Genomic DNA, 23414 nt, shown 5'->3' on the forward strand with positions numbered 1-23414 from the left:
TTTATTCTTCCCGAGCGAGCGGTATCATCGGCACACCATTGGACCCAACAGGCGGCACCCATGGCCGCTCTCCTCGCGCGCTGCGATCAGATACAACAGATAAGCCTCCATGAGCGGCCCGATACACCGCCCATGCGCCGTTATCATAAACAAAGTCACGGTCTAAAACGGGAACAGACGGGCACAGCCTCTGCCCATCAGAGCGACTTACCACGAGGGCGACATCAGCGCATAACACCCCGCCCCCAACGGCTGTTGCGCCCTCATAACGTGGGCGCATATCCAACAAGACGACCCGCCCGGCGACCATCACACGACACAAAGAATGCTGACATGTCGTCGGGAAAGGATGCGCCTCAATGCCCACATCATGCTGCCATGTTGTACGCAAAAAGGGATTGGCCGTCGGCGGATCCATCATCCATCCATGCTCGGTACGGATCGCAAGCGTCTGACCATCAGGGGCCATCAGCATCACAGGCCGTGGCACCATCCACGCAGACGCAACACCCAACGCCAACACGAAAATACCGAGGAAACGGGCTCTCCCGCGCCAAAGGCACAAAACCGAAAGCCCGACCATCTCAAGCAAAAGCCCCCAATTCGGCCATGACGGGACAGGCACACTCGCCCCCGGCATATGGGCCATCACATAGGCTAAGAAACGCACACCCTCAACGCCCCATCCCATCAGATGCAGCGCAGGCCCCGCCCAGCCAAACGGGAGCAGCAACAGAACCACCACACCCCACGGCATAATCCATACCGCCATGAGAGGAACAGCTACCATATTCGCTACAACGAACCACGGTTGAAACGCTCCAAAATGGGCCATACTGACCGGTACCGTCGCACAACCTGCAAAGATAGACGTGAGCGCCAACATTCCTATCGGCACCCCGCAACGCGCCCAAAACCAAGAACGCTGCCTGAGCTTTGCTAAAGGTTCCCGCAGCTCATCATAACCCGCAATCAAGGCCATCACGGCCGCCATCGACATTTGAAATGATACATCCCACACGATCGCTGGATGAACCGTCTCCAACCCTATCGCCACGAGAGCCAAAGCCCTCAGGGAGAGAATGCGACGGCCCAACTGAAAAGCGAGCGCGCCATAAAAAGCCATCGCCAACGCACGTAGGCCCGGTATATGACAACCAGTCAGCACGATATAAACTACGCCCACCGCTAAGGCGGCCCCTAAGGCAATTTCTCGACAAGGCCAGAATAAGGCCGCATGTTCAGAACGCAGCAAGAGCATACGCACAGACGCAAAACATAACGCGATGACCAAACCCAGATGGAGACCCGCCACCGCCAACAGATGCGCTAAACCACTCGCCGCAAAGTCTTGCCGTGTTTGAGGCGCCACGGCCCCGGTTTCCCCAGCCAAAACGGCGGCAATCATCGCCCCATTCTGATTAGGAAGAACAGCCATAATCCGCGCTTCTACCGCTTCTCGCCAACGATTCAGCGTGTACTGGGATGAATGAAAGAGAATCACGGGTGCTGACAAAGAAGAACCACTCCCTGCCAAACCTGAGAACCAGTCTTCCCGCTGCATATCCCGCCCGTAAGGCCATACCGGCGCAGGCGGTGTGTGGAAAAGCACCCGAAGACGCACATGATCCCCCGTTGAAGGGAACGATGTTTCATCTTGTTTCAACGTCACACGCACAGCCCGTTGTAACGGAGGCTGCCCCTCATACCACGGGCTTTCAAAACGAACCCGCTGAAGGACGAGACGCACCCGGTCACCCCGCCCATCTCGTGCAGGGACGTGACTGACCTGCGCCACGTCACCTTCTGTCCAGACAGCATAAAGAGGGAGCTCAGGCATCTGTGGCTGATGATGCGCTTGGATCATGGCTAACACAAAACCCATGCTGACACTCAGTAGCGCCGCACCACCAGCCCGCATCGTCAGGCCCCAGAGCGGGTAACGCGACGCGCCTATACTGATCAGAGCACCACACAAGCCGAGCACAACCACCACGACGCACCAAAACCCCGACGGCTCGTGAAGACGGGTAAAATAAGCACTGATGCCAAGTGCCATCCCGAGCGGGAACCAGCATAAAAGCCGCCGCCCTTGCCGCGCCAAAGCGGTCTCACCCCATTGGCGCCATCTTTCCATCAGCGCAGTATACGACCCATTATCATTCTATGTCTCATAGACACACCATCTCTCGCGACTACTGTACACGTAACGAGAAAATTCCCTACCGTGACGCTGTTTATTCTTGGAAGTTACTCATTAATCCCACATATCTCGTATCACGTCATCTTCCTCAACAACGCTTCCTTAATATGACACGGTCACACGACCTCTCTATCGCACTGTCATACACCCCCTCAAAAATAGATGACCTAGCTGGATAATCTATAGAGATTACCTTAGACCTCTTAGGAGAGTTACAAGTTAATCATTCAGTAGAACGATATTGGGGAATCATTTGGTGAAACGGTCATTACTCGCGCTTCCTTTCATGATCGCCCTAACGACCTCGGCAGCGATAAGCCAAAGCTCCCCTCATGACGATCGTCAAAAAATTGCACAGCTTCAAAGTGCTGCTGACCAAGGAGATGCAAGCGCTCAGTTTAATTTAGGGGGCATGTATCTCACTGGCCAAGGTGTCCCTCAAAATAAAACTAAAGCTGCTAAATGGTTCCAAAAAGCTGCTGACCAAGGACATGCCATAGCTCAATTAACTTTGGGGATCATGTATGACACCGGCCAAGGCGTCCCTCAAAATAAAACTAAAGCTGCTGAATGGTTCCAAAAAGCTGCTGACCAAGGACATGCAATAGCTCAATTAACTTTGGGGGCCATGTATGACACTGGCCAAGGCGTCCCTCAAAATAAAACTAAAGCTGCTGAATGGTTCCAAAAAGCTGCTGACCAAGGACATGCAATAGCTCAATTAACTTTGGGGGCCATGTATGACACTGGCCAAGGCGTCCCTCAAAATAAAACTAAAGCTGCCGAATGGTTCCAAAAAGCCGCCGACCAGGGCAATGCAATAGCTCAATTAAATTTAGGGGTCATGTATGACACCGGCCTAGGCGTCCCTCAAAATAAAACTAAAGCTGCTGAATGGTTCCAAAAAGCTGCTAGCCAAGGACACGCAAAAGCCCAGTTTCAATTAGGCTTCATGTACCACACCGGCCAAGGTGTCCCCAAAAACGATACCAAAGCCGCTGAATGGTTCCAAAAAGCCGCCGACCAAGGAAATGCAATAGCTCAATTAAATTTGGGGGTCATGTATGACGCCGGCCTAGGCGTCCCTCAGAACAAAACCAAAGCTGTTGCATGGCTCCAAAAGGCTGCTGACCAAGGAGATAAAAACGCTCTGAAAGCTCTGCGAATTCTTTCTCGTTGAGCCTGTGCATGGTTGAGCAGCAATAAGGCGCTTTCCATGGCTGTTGGCCTACACGACAAGCGCCCCTTCAACGCTGGCCTTGCCCCGTCACGTCACGTCGTTACCTTGGTCTCTGTCTCTCTGTGGCTTATGCGCCCTCTAGCCACAGATACAGCCTTCCTCGTTGTTCCTTTTTATAAGACAATAGCGAGGACGTAACGAGCGTGCTATAAAGCGTTTTTATGAAGATCCGTACTCGCTTTGCCCCTTCGCCGACAGGTCTGCTCCATATCGGGAATGCCCGCGCGGCCCTGTTTAATTACCTCTATGCCCGCCATCATGGTGGCGAATTCCTCTTGCGCATTGAGGACACAGACCGCGAACGGTCCACACAACAAGCCGTTGATGTCCTGTTCGACGGTCTCAAATGGATGGGCCTTGATTGGGACGGCGAACCCGTTTTTCAGTCCACACGTCAAGGGCGTCATGCTGAGGTCGTTCAGCAACTGCTCCAAAAAGGCCAGGCCTATCGATGCTACTGCACAGCTGAAGAGCTGACCGCTATGCGTGAAAAGGCGCGTGCTGAAAAGCGCCCACCCCGTTATGATGGCACGTGGCGTGATCGTGATCCGTCTGAAGCCCCCGAAGGGGCGCCTTTCACCGTTCGTCTCAAAGCACCTAAAGACGGTGAAACGATTATTCATGACCATGTTCAGGGCGATGTGCGCGTTGCCAATTCGGAAATGGATGATCTCATCATTCTCCGCTCCGATGGCACGCCGACCTACTTGCTCGCTGTGGTGGTCGATGACCATGATATGGAGATTAGCCATGTCATGCGCGGTGATGACCACCTCACCAACACCTTCCGCCAAGCAATGATCTACCGCGCAATGGGCTGGGATCTTCCCGAATTTGCCCATCTTCCCCTCATTCACGGGCCTGATGGTGCCAAGCTTTCCAAACGTCACGGCGCTCAATCAGTGGTGGATTTCCGTGAGGAAGGCTTCCTACCAGAAGCACTCAATAATTACCTGCTCCGCCTCGGCTGGGGACATGGGGACGAGGAAGTTCTGTCCCGCGAAGAACAGATTAAACTCTTCGACTTTGATGGGATTGGCCGCTCACCATCACGGATGGATTACGTCAAGCTCAACCATCTCAACGGCATCTGGCTCCGCCGTGCTGATGATGCCCGGTTGACCGACCTTGTCCTAGAGCGCCTCGCTCAACGTGATGATCTTGAGCTCAATGACGCCGTACGGGCTCGTGTGGCCGCTCTGATGCCTGGGCTTAAAGAACGTGCGAAGAACATGGTTGAGCTGGCCAATAATGCGGCTTTTGCAGGCCTTCGCCTTCCACTCACCTTCACACCAAAAGCCCAAAAGCTCCTTGGTGAAGACGGGCAAGCGGTGCTTAAAGGTATGGAAGAACGTCTTGGTGCTCTTGAATCCTTCACTCCAGAAGCGATCGACAGCACTTTGCGGGCCTATGCACAGGAGCACGAGCTGAAACTCGGAGCCGTTGCTCAGCCACTACGCGCTGCGATGACCGGCACCACGACCTCACCAGGGATTGACCTCACCTTGGCTGCTTTAGGTAAGGATGAAGTTCTTGCCCGTATTCGGAGTGCTCTAACGTGAGGACCGTACGACGCCATAACGCCCATCTCCTCGGTATTGAGGGGATGGATGCCAGCGACATCACCCCTTTTTTAGACCTCGCTGAAAGCTACGCCTTACTCAGCCGCTCACGGACAGCGCCGCGCGATGTTCTGCAAGGGCGCACGGTGATTAATCTGTTTTTTGAAAACAGCACCCGCACTCGCACAAGCTTTGAGCTTGCTGGGAAACGTCTTGGCGCTGATGTGGTTAATATGTCTGTTGCCACAAGCTCCGTTAGCAAGGGCGAAACCCTGCTTGATACAGCGTCAACGCTCAATGCCATGCATTGTGACCTCTTGGTCGTTCGTCATGACCAATCAGGGGCACCTGCGCTTCTCTCCCAGAAGGTCGAGGCCAGCGTGGTCAATGCTGGCGATGGCATGCACGAGCATCCCACACAAGCCCTGTTGGATGCTTTGACGATTCGCCGTCATTTTGGCCGCCTTGACGGGCTCACCATCGCTATTTGTGGGGATGTCGCGCATAGCCGCGTCGTACGCTCAAACATTCACCTTCTACGTGCTATGGGCAGCAACATTCGCCTCGCAGGGCCGCCAACGCTTCTCCCCTCTGCGTTGGGTGAGCTTGATGGTGTGACCCTCTATCACGATATGGACGAAGCCCTCACAGGGGTGGACGTCGCGATGTGCCTCCGTGTCCAGCGCGAGCGTATGGGAGGTGGCCTTGTGCCCAGCGCACGAGAATATTTTGCCCTCTTCGGTCTGGATCGCCGCCGCCTCGGGCTTGCTCAACCAAACGCATTGGTGATGCACCCAGGGCCGATGAATCGTGGGATTGAGATCGCCTCTGACGTGGCTGATTCGCCACAAAGTGTCATTTCTGAACAGGTCGAAATGGGTGTTGCCGTACGCATGGCCGTACTCGACCGTCTTTCACGGATGCAAACCCCCTCATGACAAGTCTTGTCTTTGAAAATGTCCGCCTGATTGATCCTGCTTCTGGGCGTGATTCCCTTGGCCGCCTTGTGGTGGAAAATGGCGTAATCGTCGGCCATGATAGCCACGAGGCCCCCAAAGGGGCCCGCGTGATTGACGGTAAAGGCGCTGTGTTATGCCCAGGCCTCGTTGATATGCGCGTTACCCTTGGTGAACCTGGGTCAGAATATCGTGAGACAATCCAATCTGGCGCGGAAGCAGCCGTCGCTGGAGGCATCACCTCCCTCGCCGTTCTGCCCGATACCGACCCGTCGATTGATACACCGTCACTCGTCCATCATATCCGCAGACGTGGGGAAGAAACGGGCATGGTAGCCCTTCATCCCTACGGGGCGCTCACACGCGGCTGTGAAGGCAAGGAAATGGCGGAGTTTGGCTTGCTCAAACAAGCAGGAGCCATTGCCTTTACCGATGGGGCTCGTGCCTTGGGCAATGCCAAGCAAATGCGCAATATTTTAGCGTATTCGCGCTTTTTAGATGCCCTCATCGTGCTTCACCCAGAGGAACCCTCCTTAGCGCGTGGAGGATGTGCGACAGGGAGCGCTTTAGCCGTTCGTCTTGGGCTGCCACAAATCCCCGCAGCAGCAGAGGCGATGATGGTCACCCGTGACCTCCGACTCGCTGAAATGACCGGTGCACGCGTGCATTTTGCTCATGTCTCGACGGGAGAAGCCCTAGAGCTTATCCGTCAGGCCAAAGCGCGCAATGTTCGTGTCACGTGCGACACCGCGCCGCCTTACTTTGCCATGACGGAAGAAGATATTGGCGATTTCCGTACCTATGCCAAATTCTCCCCGCCGTTGCGCCAAGAGCAAGACCGTCAGGCTGTGTTTGATGCACTCGCTGATGGCACGATTGACGTCGTGGCATCTGACCATATGCCAGCCGATGCTGATGATAAGCGTCTTCCCTTTGCTCATGCACGCGCCGGTGGGACGGGCATGACAACTCTGCTAGGGGTAACGCTCTCATCCGGTCTGCCTATTATGGACGCCCTGCGCCTGCTCACGAGTGCTCCTGCGCGCCTCCTCGGCCTTGAAGCCGGCACGCTGGCTGTTGGTCGTGACGCTGACCTCTGCCTCTTTGATCCCAATGAAACCTGGACTGTCACCGCAGGCTCTATGCCAGGCTGTGCACAAAACACCCCATTTGATGGGCGTGAGCTCAAAGGGCACGTCTTGCGAACCTTCCGTCGTGGGCAAGAAGTCTATACCACGCCTTCCCTCGCCCAAGGGAAGACGGCATGACGTTGACCTCTCTTCAACAATGGCTGTTTCATCCACCTCTGGTGCTGATCATCGCCATCGCCGCTTATGGGCTTGGCAGTATTCCCTTTGGGGTGCTGCTCACAGCCCTTTCGGGAGAAGGGGATATTCGCCGTATTGGTTCTGGCAATATTGGCGCAACGAATGTTTTGCGGACAGGCCGTAAGGGCATCGCCGCTGCCACCCTATTTCTAGACGCCCTAAAAGGGCTTGTTGCTGTTCTGCTGGCAGAAGCACTCTGTGCTCAAGGAACGCAGCTCGCCATGGGTGTTGCAGCCGTCGCCGCCTTGGTCGGTCATTGCTTCCCTCTTTGGCTCGGCTTCAAGGGCGGCAAGGGAGTCGCTACGGGAATTGGTATTTTCTGGGCGCTCTGCTGGCCTGTTGGCCTCATCAGCACGCTGCTCTGGCTGTTTGGTGTGCTTTTCAGCCGTATTTCATCAGTAGGAGCATTGCTCGCTTTTATCGCAGCCCCACTCCTCATGCCAGCTTTGAGTATGCAGCCCGTCTCATCGCCTCTTCCCCTTGCGGTAGACCTCATGTCCTTGTTGGTTCTACTGAGACATTTCGGCAATATTGTGCGCCTCCTCCAAGGTGTTGAACCTCGTGTGGGCTCATCAAAAACTCCAAAGGAATAACCCTTTTCCTTAACGATAACGGGACTGCTATGACCCCCTCTGATCTGCCTTCTGCCTCATCTTCCACAGGCTCTGCTGAACGAGTCGCGATGATCAGATTGGCACGAACGGCGGGGATTGGCCCGGTTAATTTCTCAAGGCTTTTAGCAACCTACGGCACTGCCCTTCGCACATTAGAGGCCCTCCCTCACCGCGTTCAGCGCACAGGGCGCCCCATGCCCGACATTCCCACCATCAGCGAAATTGAGGACGAAATCGCCCGCCTCGCCCAGCAAGGGGCGCGTCACCTCCTACGCTCTGACCCGGACTATCCTCTGCTACTCACCCATGTGCCAGACGCGCCTCCTCTGCTTTTTGCCCGTGGTCATATTGACCGTTTATCACTAAGTTCTGTAGGGATCGTTGGGGCACGCAATGCCTCCACAGCGGGCTTAAGACTGGCAGAAAGTATCGCAGCAGAGCTCGCCGCTGATAACCTCTGCATTGTGTCAGGTCTTGCACGCGGAATTGATGCAGCTGCTCATCAAGGCGCCCTCCATCGCGGCTTAACAGTAGCCGCTATTGCCGGCGGGTTAGACTGCCCCTATCCGCCTGAACATGCCAAGCTCCACCACGACATTGCTGAACGTGGCTGCCTGATCACCGAAGCTCCGCCGGGCACGATGCCACAAGCACGACATTTCCCACGGCGGAACCGTCTCATTGCCGGGCTCACACAAGGCTGTTTGGTCATTGAAGCCGCTGAACGATCTGGCACCCTCATTACGGCTCGTTTAGCAGAATCATATTTACGCATGGTTTTTGCCACGCCGGGCTCTCCACTTGATCCACGCTCCCGTGGCGGCAACCGACTGATTCGGCAAGGCTGTGTTCTCGTCGAATCGGCTTCTGACATCCTCACAGACCTTCCCCGCCATCTTCCAGCGCGCCAGCCCGCTCCTTGGACGCATGACAGCACATCAGACACTCCGCTCTTTCAAACGGTAAAAGAATCACCTCCGACGGTTCGTCAGTCTTCTCCTCAACCCTGCAATGAGAAAAAACCTCGCGCCTCACAAAAAGAACAAGAAAGTCAAGAAAATGAGGCAATTCCTGATGAGATGTCCCCCTCAACCCCTCGTGAACATCTCCTAACACTCCTCTCAATCACCCCAATGCCAGTTGACGAGATTGTGTCACGCTGTCAGTTCTCCGTCTCAACCGTAGCAACTGCACTGAGTGAGTTGGAGCTAGACGGTATTATCGAACGTCTCCCAGGTGGGCGCGTGGCACGCCTTCCAGAGATAACGCCTTAACCTTTCAGAGGACGGATGATGGCAGTGACGAACGTTGTGGTCGTGGAAAGCCCCGCTAAAGCCAAAACAATCAACCGCTACCTTGGTAGTGACTATACCGTCATCGCCTCATTCGGCCATGTGCGCGACCTCCCCCCTAAAGATGGCAGTGTCCGCCCCGATGAAAATTTTGCCATGTCTTGGCAGACCGATGAGCGTGGCACCAAGCAAATTGCCACCATCGCTAAAGCCATCAAAGGCGCTAAGACCCTCATCCTCGCCACTGACCCCGACCGTGAGGGGGAGGCAATTTCATGGCATGTCCGTAGTGCACTTTCTGAGAAAAAACTTCTCAAAAACATCGACGTGCAGCGCGTTACTTTTAACGAAATTACAAAAAAAGCTATTGCCACTGCCATGGCGGCCCCACGGGACTTAGACCAACCGCTGATTGACGCGTATCTCGCTCGTCGTGCGTTGGACTATCTCGTCGGCTTTACGCTTTCCCCCGTTTTGTGGCGCAAACTTCCCGGTAGCCGCAGTGCTGGGCGTGTGCAATCTGTTGCCCTACGCCTCATTTGCGAACGTGAAGCGGAAATTGAAGTTTTTAAACCGCGTGAATATTGGTCTATCGATGGGCTCTTCTCCACACCTCAAAAAGCTGAGTTCAAAGCACGCCTGACCCATCTTGCTGGTCGTAAGCTGGAACAATTTGACCTCTCTAATGAGGCCAGCGCTGTTCAAGCCCGTGAAGCTGTGAAAAATGCCGCCTTTGGTGTTGCCAAAATTGAGCGTAAACGCACAAAGCGGAACCCGGCACCGCCCTTTACAACCTCCACATTGCAGCAGGAAGCCTCTCGTAAACTTGGCATGAGCGCGCAAGTTACCATGCGTACGGCCCAGCAACTTTATGAAGGTGTGGATCTAAACGGGGAAACAATCGGGCTGATTACCTATATGCGTACCGATGGCGTCACCATGGCAGCAGAAGCCGTGCAGGCCATTCGTGCCCATATCAGCCAAAGCTTTGGGGAGCGCTACTGCCCGGCGAAACCACGTGCCTACAGCACGAAAGCCAAAAACGCTCAGGAAGCCCACGAAGCCATCCGCCCGACAGATGCTACACGCACACCGGCCCAAGTCGCTTCTGCTCTGACACCAGACCAACGCCGTCTTTATGAGCTGGTCTGGAAACGTGCAGTGGCGTCTCAGATGCAATCGGCCGAGATTGATCAAACAGCTGTAATGCTTAGCGAACCAACAGATCAGATTCGCCTCCGCGCAACAGGTTCTATCATCGCCTTTGATGGCTTCCTCACCCTTTATATAGAAGGACGTGACGATAGCAGCGATGACGACCAGACGCGTTTGCTACCGGCCATGAATGAAGGTGATGCCCTCTCCACAGGGGCTGTCACAGCTGACCAACATTTCACTCAGCCGCCACCGCGCTTTTCTGAAGCTTCTTTGGTCAAAAAGATGGAAGAGATCGGCATTGGCCGACCCTCTACCTATGCCTCTATTTTGGGTGTGCTGCGCGACCGAAACTATGTCCGCCTTGAGAGCCGCCGTTTTATGCCCGAGGATCGCGGGCGTCTTGTCACGGCTTTCCTCACCTCATTCTTTGAACGCTATGTCGATACGGGCTTTACCGCGTCTCTCGAAGAGCAACTTGATGAGATTTCTGGTGGTCGTGAAGACTGGCATAGCGTCATGTCGTCTTTCTGGAATGATTTTTCAGCCACCGTTGATAAAACGAAAGACCTGAAAATCTCCGATGTGATTGACGCACTGGATGAAGACCTAGGCAACCACTTCTTCCCCCCACGTGAAGACGGCCATGACCCTCGCCGCTGCCCATCATGTGAGACAGGCCGACTTGGCCTTAAACTAGGGCGTCATGGTGCTTTCCTAGGATGTTCGAATTATCCAGAATGCCGCGTCACACGCCCTCTTGCCATTGACGATGGTAGTCAGGATGATTCGCTTAAAGACGGCGTCCGTGTTCTCGGTCAAGACCCTGAAACAGGCGACGATATTACCCTCCGTCGTGGGCCATATGGGCTCTACCTCCAAAGGGGCGAGCCTGACCCTGATAATAAAAAGATCAAGCCAAAGCGCTCGACGATCCCTAAAACGCTCTCCAGCGAGACCATCACACTTGATGACGCTGTAGGACTTCTCTCCTTACCACGCCTCCTAGGCAATCACCCTGAAACGGGAGAAAAAGTTGAAGCAGGGCTTGGTCGCTTTGGGCCCTACGTTAAAATGGGCAGCATCTACGGAACCTTAGGGAAGGATGACAATGTCCTCACCATTGGGATGGATCAAGCGGTCAGTGCGCTCGCACGTAAACTCGCTTCCATCCGCACATTGGGGACTCATCCTAAAGACGAAGAAAACGTCATGGTACGCAAAGGACGCTTTGGCCCTTACGTGCAGCATGGCCAAACGGTCGCAACGCTTCCTAAAGACCGTTCAATGGATGACGTCACGTTAGACGAAGCATTGACCCTTCTTGAAGAAAAGGGAAAACCGCTCAAAGGTGGCACACGCAAAAAGGCGGCCAAAACAACAAAAACCGCTACAACCCGTAAAAAGGCGAGTAGCAGCACAACGCCCCGCAAGAAAGCAACGTCATCATCAAAGCGCACAACGACCACTAAAAGTCGCGCAACAAAAAAAACACCTTAAAAACAGGAAAGACACACTTTCTGTTAAAAAGACTGAGGCTACATCTTCTATTGATGTAGCCTCATTGCCATGAGCAGCCCACATCCTCATACTCTTGACATATTATCCATTGGTATCTGACCTTATGAGGAGCAGAGCTATCATAATGGCGTACCGTCTCTATCCAGTAGCCAACGGGCTGTAACGGACTTCCTATGATTGCGTCATCATTCCGCTTTGCACGCTTCCGCTTACGACGTTATCCATCTCCTAAACACACATTGATGGCCCTTATTGTCGCAGGTGTTTTAATCACATCACCTGTAGGTGTGGCTCAACCACCTATCAGCCGCTCTCCTGCGAACAATCCTCCCTCACCAACCGAAGCAAGCCACAACTCACCTCCTCTGCAAGACAGTTTTTCTGAAACCGATTATGTACGCAACATTCTTGCATCGGCTCTAAGTTTCATCGCCCCCCGCACGTTACATGCTCATTCTATGAGAGAACTGGCCTTATGGGGACTGGATGGAATTCTTACCATTGATCCAGCTCTTTCTGTCACAACAACAACCTCTCCCTCCAGCCCAGGCCGCCCTGAGACTTTTGTTCTACATGCTCGCAATCAAATTCTTTTGACACGCCCCTTGCCTCACGATGACGACCGTATGCTGTGGATCGATCTCATTTTGGACGTTATTCAAAACAGCTGGCCCCACAGCGCTCCTCTAAGAGCGGCTGGGAGCAACGGCATTATTACGCACTTCTTCGCTACTCTTTTCCACAATATAGATCCTTATTCGCGCTATATTCCTCCCCAGAATATCCAGCAAATAAACCCCAATAAACGAGATAAAGACGCGTCTATTGGGCTAACACTCGCTCGTCATCAAGAAGTATCTTACCCCACCATCAGCAACGTTAACGTCAATGGCGATGCTTGGGCTCAAGGAATTAGTGCGGGGCAAAGCCTTATTGCCGTTAATGGCCACAATGTGCGGCGCGTTCCCTTAGCAACCCTAACCCATTGGCTCGTCGGTCCATCCGGCAGCCCAATAACCATTACCGTTAGGGCACCTTCAGGAGACGAGCAAACCTTTTCCCTTAACCGTGCTTATCTCCCTCAAGAGACGGTTTTCTTGAGTGCCTATGGACCCTATCCCATTCTACGCATCACTCAATTTTCTGATCATACAGCCGATGAAGTCAGTCAGTATATTTCAGCATTAACGGATAATAACGACGTCTCTGACCAAGAGGGAGATCCCCCCTCTTCTTCTACTCAAAAGCATTTACCCGGTTTGATCTTAGACCTCCGAGGCAACCACGGCGGGGTGCTCCAACAAGCTGTTGTGACGGCAGCACTGCTCCTTAACCAGGGGGTCATCACGACAACAGAGGGGCGCTATCGAGCGGCCAATCATATTTGGGCCATCCAAGGAGGTGATCTGACCGATAACGCTCCTTTGGCTATTCTCGTTGACGGCCAAACTGCGAGTGCCTCAGAGGTTCTAGCCTCCGCCCTTGCTGACCACCATCGTGCAGTTATTATTGGGAGCAGCACATATGGGAAAGGTCTGGTTCAAATAGCTGGAGAACTCCCCAACCAGGGGCGGATTCTCGTCAGCTGGGGACGAAATATCGCCCCTCTCGGTTGGCCGATACAGACATTAGGTCTCTTCCCACAGGTTTGCATGACACGACCTAATCTTACCGCCCAAATTTCTACGCTTGAACATGGCCGTTCATTAGAACAAGATGCTCTCTATCAAGCACGCTCGCAGCGCACACCTCTCTCCGCTTACAAAGCCAGTGCTATCCGAGCCCAATGCCCGGCTAGAAACGGAACTGAGAGTGATATCAGTGCTGCAGCACAGCTTTTAACATCACAAGCAGCGTATCAAGCAGCTGTACAGAGTGTCCCGGTCGATCTCCCTTATCCTCCTGCACCTCATTTCTAAAGGACAAAATTTATGTTTGGACTGAAGAGCGGTTTTTGGATTCGCGCAACCATGCGTAAGCTCAATGATGAAGGAACACCCGCTCTGATTGTCCAGAAGGGAGATGAAGACGCCGGAAGTATCTTCATTACTCTGACTGATCCTTCAGGCAGTCGTGTCATCTTACAAGAACAAGGCACATCATGGAGACGACATGAGTTCGACCATGATGAGACGCAAAGTGCCCCCGAAAAAGCCGATTTGTATCTAGAGCGGCAAAAACGTTACGATCCTGACTTATGGATTATTGAAGTCGATGTAAAAAACTGCGCTGACCCATTTGAAAAATCGCTTGGGTCACGTAAAGACATCGACATATAAATAGCTCGGTTCCCCATGCTATTTTCTCAATATACATTGCACTTCCGTGCAGTTTCAGCGAAAAGAATACCGTCTGTCTGGTTGGAGAGTAATCACATGATACAACGCACCACCGTCATGGCTCTGTTAGCACGTAGCGGGTTAGCAGCAAGCATGTCTGTGCTAGCCTTTGGCTTTGCTCATGCTCAGCCTGTCCGTGGGCTGTACGTTTCTGGTGCGGGTGGGGCAAGCTTTAATCAGGCTCAGCGGGTCAACCCTCATACACGCCTCTTCCCACGGGGACGGGATGAGTATGATGCTGGCTATACAGGCCTTGGAAGCATCGGTTGGGGGCTTGATAATGGTTTCCGCGTTGAAATTGAGGGGAACTACCGCAAGAATCGCTACTCTGGATTCCACGGCGCCAACATTCCGATGACAACGAGCGGCCATCAGCAAAAATATGGTGTCATGGCCAATGCGTTCTTCGATATGGATATCGGACAAAACTGGATTTATCCCTATTTCGGGGCTGGTCTAGGCTATGGTTGGCAGTCCATGAACACTAACCTACGCGGAACGCAGCATAATTATAATCAACATGTCGGCAGCACAGCTGGCGGGTTTGCTTATCAAGCTATGTTAGGTGCCTCCCTCCCTGTGCCATGGGTTGTCGGTCTGTCCACAACGGTTGAATATCGCTTTTATACGATTGCTGGTCGCCATCGACACAATGCAAGCGCATCGGGAGATCTTGCTCTCGTTAATGGTGGAACGGGTGACAGCGTAAGTGGTCGTCGTGGCTCACGCACAGATTTTAATCACTCTTTGATGCTGGGACTCCGTTATGAATTTAACCCAGCTCCCCCTCCTCCTAAGGTTGCCCCTACAACGGCTGCCCCCGCCCCAACACCTGTGCGGACGTACCTTGTCTTCTTCGATTGGGACTCCAGTACATTAAGCGATCGGGCCCGCGCTATTGTCGCAACAGCCGCACGTAACTCAACATCAGCGCAATTCACGCGTATCCATATTAATGGCCATACAGATAGCTCTGGCAGCCTCACGGCACGTGGAAGAAACTTTAACCAAGCACTCTCCCTACGTCGTGCTAATAGCGTAAAAGCCGAGCTTGTCCGCGATGGTATTGCCTCAGGCCTCATTGCAGTAAAAGGCTATGGCAGTAGTCAGCCCCTCATCCCTACAGCCAATGGCGCACGTGAAGCACAAAACCGCCGCGTTGAAATTGACTTTCAATAAGAGAATAGCCGGAACAGCTTAATCGCAATCACCATAAAAAAGGCCGGGGACTATCCCGGCCTTTTTTATCATCACACGCTCACATTAATGATGAACGCGCGCCTTCCGATAACGTGACGTTGCTTTACGCACAGCATGCGTAGAGGAGGTCTTTTGTTTGGAAGGCACCACCGCAGCTTTAGAAGGTGCTGCCGCTACGGGAGCTGCTTTAGGTGCCGTCACTCCCACAGCCTCTACTTTGACCTTAACGGTCAACTCGCGCCGAGGCTGAGCATGCTCTGAAATCAGCTCCACGCCGAATTGATCCGTTCCATCATACGCTGTAACCGGCGTATAGCGGATATAGGTGCGGCCATCATAATTATAGAGAAATGCCTTGCCATGCTCAGGCGGTGCATTCACCCCAAAAGACGCATAGCTTCCACCGCCTTCTTTACTCACTGAGACAGCACAAGCCCCTTCACCACTCCCAACGGTCATATCCACACTCAACGCACCATTAGGCGCCGTCTGGAGGGGAGCAACCTGACAAAGAGACGATATTTTGTCATACGCAAAAGGGTTAGGAGCCGAGGCAACCTGTGGCAAAACAGGCTGTTGGGCACAACCGGAAAGAGACAGGAGAGCGGCGCCCAGCGTCCCCGCACCTAAAATAGAACCTCGCAAATGCACGTTCAACTCCAGAAAAAAACGGGGAAGACTTAAGCAGACTTCACCCTGTCATCAGGCATAAAAGAAAAGAAGAGGATAGGCTCTCTTGGCGTGAAAGAGAATGTCACGAAACGAATTTTCTTTCTTATACGATGCCTTCTTTAAGAAACTCATGATATACGCGAAAGACTTGTCAGTGGGAGTTTGCCGAATGCCTGTTTCCTGTCGCTCTTTTTCTTTCCGTTCTTTCGGGGCCACGCTTGCTATTTTTAGCGTCCTTGTTGGGAGTCCTTCAGCCCGTGCTGCTGCCTGCCACCCCTCCAATGATATTCATGCGGCCTTCAACCTTGAAGGGCTGAAATCTGAGCTGATGGTCACGGCCCTGTCTTGCAAAACGCAAAGCCGCTATAATGAGTTCGTGGGGCATTTCCGCCCTCTTCTCAATAAAGCTGAAAAACGAATCGAAACCTATTTCCACAGCACGTATGGCCGCCAAGGGGATCGCAAACGTGATGATTACATCACCCAACTTGCCGATGTACAATCCCTAGGAGGGCTAAAATCTGGCACTGTTTTCTGCGATCAGCGCGTACCTATGTTTGATGAGCTCGCCGCGTTAGACACGGCAGACGATCTCTCCCATTATGCTGAGGCCAAAGACATCGCGCAGCCTGCTTCTTACGAAAGCTGCACCGCTCCACGCCCTGCCGTGCGCAGCCGCCACGGCCGCACCGCTCATCATAAATAACACGCTTTACATGCTATAGCGGAGGGTGGCAGGAAACATAGAGCACTCATATGTTCACGCAGGGAGTAGCTCTTCACCGCCCCTCCGCCGATGCCCTCCACCGTAACGCCGAAAGCTTGACTCTATGACCGATTATGGCGCTCAGGATATTGAAGTTCTAGAAGGACTAGAACCTGTCCGTCGCCGTCCTGGCATGTATATTGGTGGCACTGATGATAATGCCTATCATCACTTGGCCTCCGAAATTATTGATAATGCGATGGATGAGGCTGTCGCAGGTCATGCCACCTCTATTGAGGTCGTGTTAGAAGACGCGCATACCCTTATGGTGCATGACAATGGCCGCGGAATCCCCACGGATCCTCATCCGCGTTTCCCAGGGAAATCAGCTCTCGAAGTTATTTTCACCACCCTTCATGCCGGTGGAAAATTCTCGGGAAAGTCATACGAGACCTCTGGCGGGCTGCACGGTGTTGGAAGCTCTGTAGTCAACGCCCTCTCCGAACGACTTGAGGTAGAAGTAACGCGCGATCGCACACGCTTTCGTCAGCTTTTTTCCCGTGGACTGCCGACCTCTGACCTTGAGACAAGCAAGGCTCCTGCACGCCAACGCGGCACGACCGTTCGTTTCCAGCCAGACCCTGAGATTTTCGGTAAACAAGCTTTCTCCGCTATCCGGCTCTATCGCTTATGCAAAAATAAAGCAGCCCTTTTCCGTGGAGTGACGATTCGGTGGTCTTGCAACCCTGATCTTTTAAAAGGGGACGATACCCCGCCCAAAGAAGACGTCATCCATTACCCCAATGGGTTAGCCGACGCTCTGCGCGCGGAGATTAACAATGAAAACACACTTCTCACCCCTCTCTGGGCTGGAGAAGCGGATCTTCCCCGCACAGCTGATGGTAAAACAGGCGGACGCGTGGAGTGGGCCGTTGCTTTTCTTGATCGTGGCACCAGCGGCCTAACATCCTACTGCAACACGATTCCAACCCCCCAAGGGGGCACGCATGAAAACGGACTACGCGCCGCGCTCGTAAAGGGCTTCCGTCATTGGGGAGACCAGCGCAAAATTCGTCGTTCAGCTGCCATCACAGCAGAAGATGTGCTGGGGACGATTAATGCGAAACTCTCCGTCTTTATTCGTGACCCGCAATTTCAGGGCCAAACAAAAGACCGCCTCACGACACAAGAAGCCAGCCGCCTTGTTGAAGGGGCTCTGCGCGACAGAATCGACCATTGGCTCGGTGGGAATCCACAGCAGGCTGATGCTCTTGTCGGCTATATTGTTGAGCGTGCCGAAGAACGTTTACGCCGACGTGAGAATAAAGAAACGTCCCGCAAAAGTGCGACCCGTAAGCTCCGCCTGCCCGGCAAGCTGACCGACTGCAGCCGCACGAATGCTCATGATACCGAAATTTTCCTTGTCGAAGGGGAATCCGCTGGTGGGTCTGCCCGTCAAGCACGCGACCGTGAAACGCAAGCTGTTCTCCCTCTGAGGGGGAAAATCCTCAATGTGGCGTCGGCTACAGCAGAAAAGCTTCATGCCAACCAAGAACTTCGTGACCTTATCGAAGCATTAGGGTGCGGCATTGGGAAACAGCTTAATCTAGATCGCCTCCGTTATGGCCGCATCATCATCATGACCGATGCCGATGTGGACGGGGCCCATATTGCCAGCTTGCTGATGACATTTTTCTATCGGGAAATGCCCGAGCTCGTGCGCGATGGCCATCTCTTTTTGGCACAACCGCCGCTTTACCGTCTCACACATGGGGGCAAAACCGTTTATGCGATGAACGACCAAGACCGTGTTCGCCGCTTGAAAACGGACTTCAAACCCAATGCAAAGGTTGAGATTTCCCGCTTTAAAGGCTTGGGAGAAATGCCCGTTTCTGACCTTAAAGAAACGACCATGAACCCAGCGCGCCGCACGTTGCTCCGTGTCACGATCCCGCCTGAAGACAACCTCCTCACACGCGACCGGATTGAGAGCCTCATGGGGCGTAAGCCCGAGCTGCGCTTCCGCTTTATTCAAGAGCATGCGGATTCGGTAGAGCTTCTTGATATCTAAACCCATAGGTCGATGGGAGAGTTTCTCCTATCGACCTATAGAAACTCCGCCTAAAAACGTACCGTCATAGGGTCTTCCCCCATCCGTCCATCAGCCCGGTCAAGAGACGCCATTTGGGCCATTTCTTCATGGTTTAGCTGAAAGTCAAAAACAGCAATATTTTCAGCCATCCGCTGTGGATGAACAGATTTTGGAATCACGACCAGATCATTCTGCACGTGCCAACGCAAAATAATCTGAGCCGGACTTTTGCTATGTCTCTTGGCGATCTCACCAATGACAGGATTATCCAAAATCGCCCCTTTGCCCAGAGGGCGCCACGCTTCCGTTTGAATATGATGCTTTAAATGAAACTCCCTCAGCGCTTTTTGCTGGAAATAGGGGTGAAGCTCAATCTGGTTGAGCACCGGAACCTCACCCGTTTCCCCGATAATCCGTTCAAGATGTTCCTCTGCAAAATTAGAGACGCCGATCGAACGCACGCGCCCCTCTTTCTTGAGATGAATCAACGCCTTCCACGTCTCAACATACTGTCCTTGATGGGGCATCGGCCAATGGATCAAATAAAAATCAATCACATCACGACGCAATAAGTGCGCGCTATGATCAAATGCACGCAGTGCCGCATCATAACCTTGATCGTCATTCCATAGCTTGGTGGTCACACAAACATCAGGATGGTGTTCCAAACCTTCACCAACGCCAGCTTCATTTTTATACAAGCGCGCTGTATCGACAGCACGATATCCCAAAGAAATCGCCTTACGCACGACATCTGCCGTTTGATCCTCTGGGGTTTGCCACACACCAAGCCCAATTTGAGGGATAGAATGACCATCATGCAACGGAATACGGGGGATAGAATGCTCTGTCATGATCATCTCCTTCATCATCAGATACAGGGCTACGCTACGCATTCCCTCTGTCAGAATGAAGGCAAATGACACTAAAGGCTTTTTCATTATCGCGCTGTGCCGCTCTTTTCTTGCCTCTTCCATGAGCTGCCCCTTATAACAACACGCACGATGATGGTCTCATGACACCGAATACTAAGGGAAAAAACGGCATGTCTCACAACAGGGATCCACACACACCAGCTGTACCCAATAACGCTGTCTCTTTCTTCCATATAGAAACAGCCCATGAGGCCCATCTCGCTGTAAAGCTTGATAATGGCCAGCTTTATAATGCCCGTTATCCAAATAATTCTGGCTTTACGCCACTTATTGCCATGAAGATCGAGGCCATCCCCGGCTACCTCTTCCTCACAACAGGTCCAGGGCAGAAGCAGCCGCAAATCTGGCTTGAACACTTCACAGCTCGCGGCACGGCCTTAAGTATTGTGTCCCGCGTCAGTGGTGACCAAGGGCAGTTTGTCGCACTTGAAGACCCTGCACGTCCTGGCAAATATATGACCACCCGCCCGTTTCATGACGGCAAAACAGAAAACCCAGTTGTCGGAGACTGTCACCATGTGATGCGATGGGAAGAATATAGCCTGATTCCCATTCAGGGCACGGATCATCTCCACCATATCGCACAAGCGATTACGGGCCTTTTCCGTCGTAGTCTCACAGCGACTGCATGTGTTTCCTTTATTGAAGAGTATCAAGGTGATGCCCTTCTCCCCGCTTTGGATAGCCTCCTGCCCATCATACGATGGAATGTTATAGAACGCGTCGGTGAGCGGCTCCTCCATGATCGTGCGCTTCGCCAAAAGCTCGCCTCTCACATGCCGCCTAACATATGGCTGGAGAAAGCCTTCCCACAACTCGCCACGTGGGAGCAAAAACGCTGGGCCCATGCAGGCCGCTCTATTAGTCCTTTCCCAACCCCGCAAAAAATACATTCTCCTGAAGAAGACTCTTTCCTTGCTGACAGTGGCGCGGATGGTTCTTTTGCGGGCCTCCTGCACGCACTTACCCATGCCGCCCGTCGCACGATTGAACCGCAACGTCGCGTTTGCATGCTTACCACCATGCGTAATGAAGGGCTCTATCTCCTTGAATGGATCGCCTATCATCGCACGCTCGGTGTCGAGCATTTCTTCATCTACAGTAATGACAATACCGATAAGTCCGAAGCCCTCCTTGCTGAACTCGCTGAGGAAGGACTTATTACATGGATCGACAACCCAACAGCCGCAGGCACAAGTCCACAATTTAAGGCCTATGGTCATGCCCTTAATGTTCTGCCTGATATTCTAAATTTCCAATGGTGCTTCATTATGGATGGGGACGAGTTCATCACGCTTGACCCCAAAGCGTATCCATCCTTACACGACTATCTTGACTGGATTGACCATTGGCAAACCGATGCACTCGCTATTAATTGGCGCTTCATTGGCTCGCGCAAAAACGACAATGGTCTCGCTGATCTTGCTAAGCCCCTCACCCAGCGCAATTTCCGCATTATTGGCAATGGGGCCATTGGTGAAGGTTGGCGCTTAGTTAAATCAGCGTGCCGCCCTAACAGAACTCTCCATTCTCGCCCTCACCATCCGGTCTGGAACCCTGTAACGCCCTATATGTTCCGCCTCACCAATGGCGACCGGCATGAATACCAGCATCCTCCTGCTGGTTTCCCTCATGACCCTGCTTTTGCCGATGAAGGGCATTTCGACCGTATTTCCATCTCCCATTATTACTTTAAATCAATCGCTGAATGGACATGGAAACATGCGCGTAATAGCGGAGCTGATGCGAAGAAAGACCTCGACACAAGCCGCTATACCAACCAATGGGCGAATGCCTTTGGCTTGCAAGCCAAAGACCCACAGCATGAACGCAATGTATGGATGATGGATCGACAGGAGGCTCTGCGACAAGAACTCGACCAGCTTCGCACCAATCCTACCATCTGCGCTGCAGAAAGCGCTATCCGCGCTTCATTAAGCGACCAGATTCATGACCTCTGGGCCCAAATCCACGCCCATAAGGTCTTTAGTAACATTGATGCTGAGTGGCGGTTCATTCTTCAAGACCTTGAGTTGGAAATGAAAGACCGTATCCCACCCGTCGCGTGAACGGCACGTTCTTGAACCTACAAAAAAGGAGGGGAATTCCCCTCCTTTTTCATACCTTCTGAGGATGTTCTCAGAACTTATAACTGATTTTACCTGTTCCACCGCTCGTTGTCAGGTGGTTACCATATTGGCCGATATAATCCAGTTGTACTGTTAGATCACGCGCGAGATGAGCGGACACTCCCGTGTTCACCACGGCCGTATCTGCAGAGATAGGCGTTCCTATCACACTCATATCATATCCAACGCCGCCACCTGCTTGATTAAAGCGCTCTCGCGCCGTCCCACGCAACGCACCAAAGGCCCGACGATAAGCGAGACTTCCGTGCGTCGAGAAAACCACAGAACCAAGGTCAAAGGACGATGCCGCTTTTAAGCCAACAGTCGAATATCCTAGGTTGCTTTGCTGTCCACGAACGTTAAGAGCCGTTAGACCCCCATGCTCCCGAAAAGCCCCTTGCTGGTAGCTGACATAGGTCATTCTCGCAAAAGGCTCCAGCTCAAGAGCAGACCCGCCCAGCTTCGCTACAAAACGATAGCCCGTCTCTGCATAAGCCTGCGCTGTTCCTGCTAGGCTTGTTGACTTCGTATGATCCGAAAAACCCGGAATTGTAATACGGCGGTTGGTCTGTAGCACATTCCACGTATAGTCCGCGCCCATCTTCAGAGTAATGCGCGCTGTTGGCGTAATGCCCCCAACGCCCCATGACGTCCCCCCGTACACACCGAGAGAAGCATTGTTGGCATAACCTGAGGAGCGGCGTGATCCCCCATTAGAGAACATAGACCGTCCATAAGCCAGCAATCCACCAACACGCCATCCGTGCACGTCAGTATCCGCCCCCATAATCCATCCAACAGCATTCTGATTTAGGTGAGCTGCATTCAGGTAGTTTGAACCACTGCCACTATTACCCCCTCGTGACCCATATACTTGCCCCCACACGGTAACACGATGGTTAGGATCAACGCCTCCAGGCTTTTGTTCTGTTCCTCCTGTTGGGCACAAACGCAACGTATCATCAATGCAATCCAACCGATTAATCGACGCATCACGGAGATAAAAACTATCATTCACCATGGCTGTCTTCGTACTGCCATAGATCTCACCAGACAAAGCATTGAGCGCATTATGCGCTTCCGGCGTCTTTAGATTAACGATAGCATCCCCCAAAGCGCCACCACCATGCGTTGCAGCCACCATTTGTCCTAAACCTGTTGCAGCGGCACTCTCATTGCGTGTCTCAGCTTGGAGATGAAAGTTAGGCACTTGTGGCGTTGGCGTTGGCGTTGGCGTTGGCGTTGGCGTTGGCGTTGGCGTTGGCGGATTATTGCCGCTATTGCCACCAGAACCACCCGTATTATTACTCCCGTTTCCGGTTTCATTATGTGTGTGACTACCATTATTCGTAGCCCCGCCATCATTGGGCTTGGGGTTCGTGCCGCCACCAGTGTTCGACGAACCATTATGATTGCCATCGTCAGGCTTGCTGTTCGTGCCGCCACCAGTGTTCGACGAACCATTATGAT

Annotated in this window: 17 protein-coding genes; 13 read left to right on the top strand and 4 right to left on the bottom strand. The window is 52.9% G+C overall.

All coding sequences use genetic code 11. The annotated features are described in order from the left end of the window. Position 1: 1 nt before the first annotated feature. Positions 2-2137: a ComEC/Rec2 family competence protein gene (locus F457_RS0104830; RefSeq protein WP_018980009.1), complete on the bottom strand. Its 2136-nt coding sequence runs from the start codon at positions 2135-2137 to the stop codon at positions 2-4. Between the two features lie 352 nt (positions 2138-2489). On the opposite strand from F457_RS0104830, the gene F457_RS0104835 reads away from it, so the two are divergent. The 10 genes from F457_RS0104835 (at position 2490) to F457_RS0104885 (ending at position 15389) form a co-directional block, all read left to right on the top strand. Next, entirely contained in the window at positions 2490-3383 is an 894-nt protein-coding gene (locus F457_RS0104835) for an SEL1-like repeat protein (RefSeq protein WP_156809350.1), read from the top strand. A 221-nt stretch (positions 3384-3604) separates the two neighbouring features. Continuing rightward, positions 3605-5005 (top strand): glutamate--tRNA ligase, encoded by a 1401-nt coding sequence (gltX, locus tag F457_RS0104845; protein WP_018980012.1) that lies wholly within the window; start codon positions 3605-3607, stop codon positions 5003-5005. Next, positions 5002-5943 (top strand): aspartate carbamoyltransferase catalytic subunit, encoded by a 942-nt coding sequence (locus F457_RS0104850; protein ID WP_026294205.1) that lies wholly within the window; start codon positions 5002-5004, stop codon positions 5941-5943. The genes gltX and F457_RS0104850 overlap by 4 nt, the downstream gene beginning before the upstream one ends. Beyond that, on the top strand, positions 5940-7229 hold the full coding sequence (locus F457_RS0104855) for a dihydroorotase (protein ID WP_018980014.1): 1290 nt from the start codon (positions 5940-5942) through the stop codon (positions 7227-7229). The genes F457_RS0104850 and F457_RS0104855 overlap by 4 nt, the downstream gene beginning before the upstream one ends. Next, entirely contained in the window at positions 7226-7882 is a 657-nt protein-coding gene (plsY, locus tag F457_RS0104860) for a glycerol-3-phosphate 1-O-acyltransferase PlsY (RefSeq protein ID WP_018980015.1), read from the top strand. The genes F457_RS0104855 and plsY overlap by 4 nt, the downstream gene beginning before the upstream one ends. Before the next feature lie 29 nt (positions 7883-7911). Then, positions 7912-9177, top strand: a complete 1266-nt coding sequence (gene dprA / locus F457_RS0104865; protein ID WP_018980016.1) for a DNA-processing protein DprA — start codon at positions 7912-7914, stop codon at positions 9175-9177. 24 nt (positions 9178-9201) lie between these two features. Continuing rightward, on the top strand, positions 9202-11850 hold the full coding sequence (gene topA / locus F457_RS0104870) for a type I DNA topoisomerase (protein ID WP_026294208.1): 2649 nt from the start codon (positions 9202-9204) through the stop codon (positions 11848-11850). A 194-nt stretch (positions 11851-12044) separates the two neighbouring features. Next, positions 12045-13790 carry a S41 family peptidase gene (locus F457_RS12200; protein WP_083912709.1) on the top strand — a complete coding sequence of 582 codons (1746 nt, stop codon included), beginning with the start codon at positions 12045-12047 and terminating at the stop codon, positions 13788-13790. A gap of 12 nt (positions 13791-13802) precedes the next feature. Beyond that, positions 13803-14150 carry a DUF1491 family protein gene (locus F457_RS0104880; RefSeq protein ID WP_018980019.1) on the top strand — a complete coding sequence of 116 codons (348 nt, stop codon included), beginning with the start codon at positions 13803-13805 and terminating at the stop codon, positions 14148-14150. 96 nt (positions 14151-14246) lie between these two features. Beyond that, positions 14247-15389, top strand: a complete 1143-nt coding sequence (locus F457_RS0104885; protein ID WP_018980020.1) for an OmpA family protein — start codon at positions 14247-14249, stop codon at positions 15387-15389. Positions 15390-15473: 84 nt separating this feature from the next. On the opposite strand, the gene F457_RS0104890 is transcribed toward F457_RS0104885, so the two are convergent. Further along, positions 15474-16061, bottom strand: coding sequence for a hypothetical protein (locus F457_RS0104890; protein ID WP_018980021.1), 588 nt, complete (start codon positions 16059-16061; stop codon positions 15474-15476). Between the two features lie 190 nt (positions 16062-16251). On the opposite strand from F457_RS0104890, the gene F457_RS0104895 reads away from it, so the two are divergent. Next, positions 16252-16788 carry a hypothetical protein gene (locus tag F457_RS0104895; RefSeq protein ID WP_018980022.1) on the top strand — a complete coding sequence of 179 codons (537 nt, stop codon included), beginning with the start codon at positions 16252-16254 and terminating at the stop codon, positions 16786-16788. Between the two features lie 124 nt (positions 16789-16912). Beyond that, positions 16913-18859, top strand: coding sequence for a DNA topoisomerase IV subunit B (parE, locus tag F457_RS0104900; RefSeq protein WP_018980023.1), 1947 nt, complete (start codon positions 16913-16915; stop codon positions 18857-18859). Positions 18860-18909: 50 nt separating this feature from the next. Here the strand turns inward: parE and F457_RS0104905 are convergent, their stop codons facing one another. Continuing rightward, complete coding sequence (locus tag F457_RS0104905) at positions 18910-19734, bottom strand: aldo/keto reductase (protein ID WP_026294209.1); 825 nt, start codon at positions 19732-19734, stop codon at positions 18910-18912. Between the two features lie 191 nt (positions 19735-19925). Between F457_RS0104905 and F457_RS13240 the strand changes: the two genes are divergently transcribed. Next, positions 19926-21884 (top strand): glycosyltransferase family 2 protein, encoded by a 1959-nt coding sequence (locus F457_RS13240; RefSeq protein ID WP_018980025.1) that lies wholly within the window; start codon positions 19926-19928, stop codon positions 21882-21884. 70 nt (positions 21885-21954) lie between these two features. Here F457_RS13240 and F457_RS12210 read toward each other — a convergent pair. Further along, positions 21955-23414 (bottom strand): autotransporter outer membrane beta-barrel domain-containing protein (locus F457_RS12210; RefSeq protein ID WP_156809357.1); only part of this gene is annotated, 1460 nt, incomplete at its 5' end.

Source organism: Saccharibacter floricola DSM 15669 (assembly GCF_000378165.1).
Taxonomy (GTDB): Bacteria; Pseudomonadota; Alphaproteobacteria; order Acetobacterales; family Acetobacteraceae; genus Saccharibacter; species Saccharibacter floricola.